The 5,751-nt window shown below is 45.3% G+C and carries 5 protein-coding genes, 1 tRNA gene and 2 pseudogenes; 1 reads left to right on the top strand and 7 read right to left on the bottom strand.

Features of this window, described 5'->3' with window-relative positions; genetic code table 11:
* Nucleotides 1-91: 91 nt before the first annotated feature.
* The 3 genes and pseudogenes from J2Z34_RS17700 to J2Z34_RS17345 form a co-directional block, all read right to left on the bottom strand.
* Nucleotides 92-292: pseudogene (locus J2Z34_RS17700) on the bottom strand (restriction endonuclease); the annotation flags it as partial.
* Nucleotides 273-386 (bottom strand): annotated as a pseudogene (locus tag J2Z34_RS18030) (helix-turn-helix domain-containing protein); the annotation flags it as partial. The pseudogenes J2Z34_RS18030 and J2Z34_RS17700, both read right to left, overlap by 20 nt.
* A gap of 341 nt (nt 387-727) precedes the next feature.
* A tRNA-Ser gene (locus J2Z34_RS17345) sits at nt 728-818 on the bottom strand.
* A 185-nt stretch (nt 819-1,003) separates the two neighbouring features.
* Here J2Z34_RS17345 and J2Z34_RS17340 point away from each other — a divergent pair.
* Nucleotides 1,004-1,858, top strand: a complete 855-nt coding sequence (locus J2Z34_RS17340; protein ID WP_209461131.1) for an aldo/keto reductase — start codon at nt 1,004-1,006, stop codon at nt 1,856-1,858.
* A gap of 59 nt (nt 1,859-1,917) precedes the next feature.
* On the opposite strand, the gene J2Z34_RS17335 is transcribed toward J2Z34_RS17340, so the two are convergent.
* The 4 genes from J2Z34_RS17335 to J2Z34_RS17320 all read right to left on the bottom strand — a co-directional run bounded on the left by J2Z34_RS17335 (nt 1,918) and on the right by J2Z34_RS17320 (nt 5,625).
* The gene (locus J2Z34_RS17335; protein ID WP_209461130.1) at nt 1,918-2,847 is read right to left on the bottom strand and encodes an aldo/keto reductase; all 930 of its coding nucleotides are present in this window, start codon (nt 2,845-2,847) and stop codon (nt 1,918-1,920) included.
* Nucleotides 2,848-2,886: 39 nt separating this feature from the next.
* On the bottom strand, nt 2,887-3,195 hold the full coding sequence (locus J2Z34_RS17330; RefSeq protein ID WP_209461129.1) for a GNAT family N-acetyltransferase: 309 nt from the start codon (nt 3,193-3,195) through the stop codon (nt 2,887-2,889).
* A gap of 101 nt (nt 3,196-3,296) precedes the next feature.
* The gene (glmM, locus tag J2Z34_RS17325) at nt 3,297-4,646 is read right to left on the bottom strand and encodes a phosphoglucosamine mutase (RefSeq protein ID WP_209461128.1); all 1,350 of its coding nucleotides are present in this window, start codon (nt 4,644-4,646) and stop codon (nt 3,297-3,299) included.
* A 121-nt stretch (nt 4,647-4,767) separates the two neighbouring features.
* On the bottom strand, nt 4,768-5,625 hold the full coding sequence (locus tag J2Z34_RS17320) for an AIM24 family protein (RefSeq protein ID WP_209461127.1): 858 nt from the start codon (nt 5,623-5,625) through the stop codon (nt 4,768-4,770).
* Nucleotides 5,626-5,751: the final 126 nt, after the last annotated feature.

The raw sequence follows: 5,751 nt of genomic DNA, 5'->3' as shown, positions 1-5,751 counted from the left end.
ACCTCATCTTCGGATGGGGTTTTCATTTTTCTGGGCATATTCCATTTTCACAAACTTGAGGCATAGCCACCATGTGCACAACAATTTCCGCTTACTTTTCGCCACTGATAGCACGGAAGTGCTCTCGGGCGCAGTGGGCTTTTGCTTTTTCAATTTCACGAAGATCCATCGATGACATATCGCCTTTGGTTTCAGCAACGAAATAAATATGTTTGACTTTGCCCTCATAGAAAGCAATCGCCCAGTCAGGGTTGTATTTTCCAACAGGTGTATTTATATAAGTTGGTGAGGGTGTTTGGACTTATTCCTGTGGCAACCCGAAGATCTGTTTTTTTCATACTTTTATCGATCAGAAGTTTAAAGAGTTTGTTGTAGCTGACACCCAAAATTCACACCTCGTTTATAAGGATTTCAATACATTGCCTGCTTATTCGATTATATCACTATGAATTCTCAAATTGGAGAAAAATATATAGATATTTGCGAAATCCTCTTTGAAAATTGTTTTTTATATATAGTATTATGTTTTTAAATGTGGCTTTATGATTATATATTTTAATGATATCTATTTACATAGTCTAATATTATCATTATACCTTCTGTTGACTTAAATAATTCTTTTATTGTTGTTTCATGAGTCCTTTAATAACGTCCATCATGTTTCTTTGGATTGAAATTTTCGTAAAAAATAGCAGCTTCCCTCAATCAGAGGAAAGCCGCACATTTCTGGCGGAGCGGGTGGGATTCGAACCCACGGACGGATTTCTCCGTCACCTGATTTCGAGTCAGGACCGTTATGACCACTTCGATACCGCTCCATATTCAATTTGCAGATGGCTTTCACATCCACAAATGATAGTATACTATAAAGTAAAGAGGAAAAACAATCCCAAATTACAAGTTCTTGACACATTGCTACACGAGAAAAATCAAGTGGGTTGCAGCTGGAAACTACAACCTGTTGCATAGTAATTTACACATTCATATTATCAGGAGGACGAACATGGAAGATTTCATAAAACTCAATGATGGCAGTATGATGCCAAGGCTTGGACAGGGAACCTGGTATATGGGGGAAGATACAAGGAAGAGAGCTGATGAGATTACATCGCTAAGGTTTGGAATTGAGCTTGGGATGACGCTCATTGATACTGCTGAGATGTATGGTGAGGGACTGTCCGAAGAGCTGATTGGAGAAGCCATAAGTGATGTGAGAAGGGAGAACTTGTTTATTGTCTCCAAGGTGTATCCGCATAATGCAGGGAGAAGGAACATCTTCAATTCGTGTAAAAAGAGTCTTGATAGACTCGGTACAGACTATTTGGACATGTATCTCCTCCACTGGAGGGGAAGAGTGCCATTGTCAGAGACCGTAGCCTGCATGGAAGAGCTGAAGAAGGAAGGACTTATCAGAAACTGGGGAGTCTCTAACTTCGATACAGATGACATGGAAGAGCTGCTTTCAGTACCTTTTGGAGCAAACTGCCGCGTTAACCAGGTTCTCTATAACCTTGGCTCGAGGGGAATAGAGTATGACCTTCTGCCATTCATGAGATCAAATGGAATGGCTACCATGGCATACTGCCCGATGGCACATGACAGACATAGCCGGAAAAAGATAGCGGAGAACGCTGTAGTCAAGGAAATCTCATCAAAATATGGAATAACTCCAGAGCAGCTTATGCTTGCATTCGTCCTTTCAAACGAAGGAGTCTGTGCCCTACCGAAGGCTTCAAGTCCCGAGCATGTCAGGCAGAATGCAGCCGCAATTGATATCCGCCTTACACCTGAGGACCTGGATATGCTTGCTGTCCATTTCCCATCACCAAAAAGGAAGATGACCCTGGATATGCTGTAAGCAAAAAGCACTTCGCGCGGAAGTGCTTCTTTCACATAAACCTAATTTCTCTTTTTTGTTTACCTGAACATCCCATCAATGGCTGCTATATCAGTATCAGATAATCTCAGTGTCATTGCATCGCAGTTGGACACTACCTGTTTCACGTTCTTTGCACCTGGAATCACAGCATCTATCCCATCTTGAGCAAGGTACCAGGCGAGAGCCAGGTTCTGCGGCGCCACATCAAGCTGCTTGGCCATCACTTTTAGCTTTTCCACCTTCTCCAGATTTTCTATGAATGCCTTGCCCTTGAAAAGTGGGTTGTTGGTCCTTGAATCCATGAAGGTTGAGTACCTGTTGAACTTGCCGGTCAGGAATCCTGAAGCAAGTGGATAATATGGCACGAAGGATATGCCCTTCTCCCTGCAGTATGGAATTAGGTCCTTCTCAGCATCTCTCTTAAGTAAGTTGTAGTGGTCCTGTATGACGTCGATGTAGCCGTCCCTATTGGCCTCCTCCAGCTGTTCCATGTTGAAGTTGGATACTCCTATGGCCTTGATGACGCCCTTGTCCTTGAGGTCCTTAAGCGCTCCTATGACCTCATACTTAGGAGTTTCCTTATCAGGATAATGGACATAGAAAAGGTCAATGTAGTCTGTTCCTAACCTCGCCATGCTGTCATAAACAGACTTGACAATGAATTCCACAGAATTATCCATTACAACGTTGCCTTCCTCGTACCTGTGGGCAGCCTTGGTCGCAATGACAATATCATTCCTATTCCTGTATTCTCCAAGCACATCACTGATAAGTTCCTCAGACCTTCCGAGCCCATACCAGTATGCCGTATCGATGAAGTCCATGCCGCAGTCAAATGCAGCCCTGAGGATCCTTCTGCCTCCATCGTCAGTCATGTAGTTGTATATGTTGTGACCACCGACTGCATTGGTTCCAAGTCCCACAGGACTTACAACAAGTTCAGTCCTGCCAATCTTTCTCTTTAACATTTCGCCCTCCCCTTTATACATGTTTTTACCGTATTTAAGCTATAATATCGCATCAACCTCGGGACCCAATATGTCAGCGTATCTGTCAGCATGCTTCGCAAGGACCTTCCTTGCATAGAAGCATGAAGCATTAACCTTAAAATTGTTCTCCCTTGCGTAATCCGCAACAAAGTCAACAAGCTTCTGGCCCATGCCGGTGCCCTGCAGCACAGGCTCCAGGTTAGTATGCAGCACAGTAATCAATCCGTCTTTCAGAACGTACTCCATTTCACCCAATCTCTCACCCGACTCAGTCACGACAAAGAACTTGCCCTCATCTGGTTCGTTCACTATCCTGTAGCCATCCATTAAAGACACCTCCATATTTCTATAACTCAATTCTATCATATCGAGTGTAAAGGAATACACCGAAAAGAAAAAAGAAGTCCGGAAATCCGGACCTCAGTTCACTATATTGTTATCCTCGACTTTATCATGTCAGCAATCCTGTTGGCATAGGCATCTATCTCTTCCTGGACCTCACCCTCAAGCATGATCCTGACAAGAGGCTCCGTACCTGAAGGTCTTATGAGCACCCTTCCCTTGCCGTTAAGCTTCTCTTCGATTGCAGCTATCTCAGCTGCAATATCCTTGTCATCTACATGAATGCACTTGAACTCAGCTGGTACCTTTACGTTGACAAGCACCTGAGGCATTATCTTCATGACCGAAGCAAGCTCGCTAAGCGTCTTGCCGGTGTACTTTACTATGCCTGCAAGCTGAAGGCCAGTAACAAGTCCGTCACCTGTAGTGTTATAGTCCCTGAATATGACGTGTCCTGACTGCTCTCCACCAATGGAATACCCGTTCTCGACCATGTTCTCAAGGACATACCTGTCTCCGACCTTGGTTATCTCAAGCTTAAGGCCTCTTTCCCTCGCCGCGATCATAAGACCCAGATTGCTCATTACAGTCACAACCAGAGTATCGTCCTTAAGCAATCCCATCTCCTTCATGTGAAGTGCTGAGATAAGCATAATGAAGTCCCCGTCTATGAGGTTTCCCTTCTCGTCAACTGCAAGGCATCTGTCCGCATCGCCATCGAAGGCAAGACCAAGGTGGCAGCCCTTGTCCACGACATACTTCATGAGCTCCTCAGGATGTGTAGATCCACAGTCCTTGTTGATGTTAACTCCATCCGGATCATCGTTTATGACATATACCTCAGCGTTAAGCTTCCTGAAGGCTGCAACTGCAGACTGGTAGCTCGCTCCGTTCGCACAGTCGAGAGCGACCTTCAATCCTGTAAGATCTTCCTTGAGCGTACTCATGGCATAGCTGACATAGTCCGCTGTTGCCCTGCTCTCATATATTACCCTTCCCACATTCTTTCCAGTAGGTGAAGGTACACCTTCAAACCCACCCTCGATTACTGCCTGGATCCTGTCCTCAAGGTCATCAGAAAGCTTGTACCCCTGGCCGTTGAAGAACTTGATTCCGTTGTATTCAACAGGGTTATGCGAAGCTGAGATCATTACTCCCGCATCAGCATTATAGTTCCTGACTAGAAGTGCAACTGCTGGTGTAGGCACCACTCCAAGCGAAACCGCCTCCGCACCAACAGACAGTATTCCCGCTATAAGGGCGCTCTCAAGCATATCCCCGGAAATCCTCGTATCCTTGGCCACAAGTATCTTAGGCCTGTGGGCACCCTCAGTAAGTACGTGTGCTCCAGCCCTTCCAAGCTCGAAAGCCATAAGTGGTGTAAGCTCGCTGTTTGCGAGTCCCCTAACCCCGTCAGTACCGAACATTCTTGCCATATGTTACCATCCTTTTTCATATTAATTCCGTAAAAAAACCCCGGGCACCTCCGGTGCCCAGAGTGTATCATGAGTATTTTATCATAAAACCAGTCTCAAACCTATACCAAAGTGAAGCCCTTTAAGCCTTCCCGTCCTTGCCATCCTTACCCTCAGCCACATGCTCCGCATGAGGCCTCATCAAAGGATTGTCCATCGTCCTAAGAAGCTCATCATAAACAGACTTCGTCGGCATGAGCCATACCTCACCAGTACCCTTGAATACGTTCATGAAGCCCTCCCCAGACAGAGCAGAGCCCATAAGGGACCTGGTGGTCTTCTCTACGGAGAATTCAATGGTTCCTGTCCTTAAGATTGCAAAGTTACCATCGACCTTCAGTATGTCGTTGACAAGCTTGTACTTGAATATCTCCTGCTCAGGGACAGGAAGCTCCAATGCAACTATTCCTGTTCCTGACAGCTTGGTCTGGAAGAAGCCTTCATTACCTAGAAGTGCACCGGAAACTGTCTTGACAGTTGTAGTCGACATCTCCACCTGCTGCTCAGCAGCAAAGAACAGCGTATCATCTATTATGACGCTCTCATTCTCAAGCTCAAGAAGCGCTATGTGACCGAATGACGGCTCAAGAAGAAGCTCTCCTGTTCCCTTGAACAGAGGTCTAACCAGATTCTCCCCAGTTATCTTCGATGTTATCAGCTGCTTCGAGAATGAGAAAAGTCCTCCTGTATTGGAGCTTACTTCTATCGGTCCTCTCATGAAGCTCAGCCTTCCTGACTCTATGTATGCTCCGCTGGAAGAAAGAACAATCCTTAGCTGCCTCAGCTTTATTCCTGCCTGCCTCATGAACGAAAGCATGAAAGCGGTCTTTACATCCTTGCCGCCTCTCAGTTCATCGAACTCCAGCACCTGGAACAGCGAATTTCCCTTTATCTCAGTAAGCTTCGTGAGGGTATTTGTCTGGTTCATATTGGTCTTCATCCCTATACCTCCGATTCAATTCTCTCCCCTGATTGTACAAAATCGCTACGCGATAGTTCCTTGTCTAAATTCTATACTTATGCCTCTTGAATTAACAGAGTATTTCTTCGCATGAAAAAAATAGTA

The organism is Youngiibacter multivorans (assembly GCF_017873395.1).
Classification (GTDB): domain Bacteria; phylum Bacillota; class Clostridia; order Clostridiales; family Clostridiaceae; genus Youngiibacter; species Youngiibacter multivorans.
Note: the sequence above shows the minus strand (reverse complement) of the source record. Positions and strands in the feature narration are given on the sequence as shown.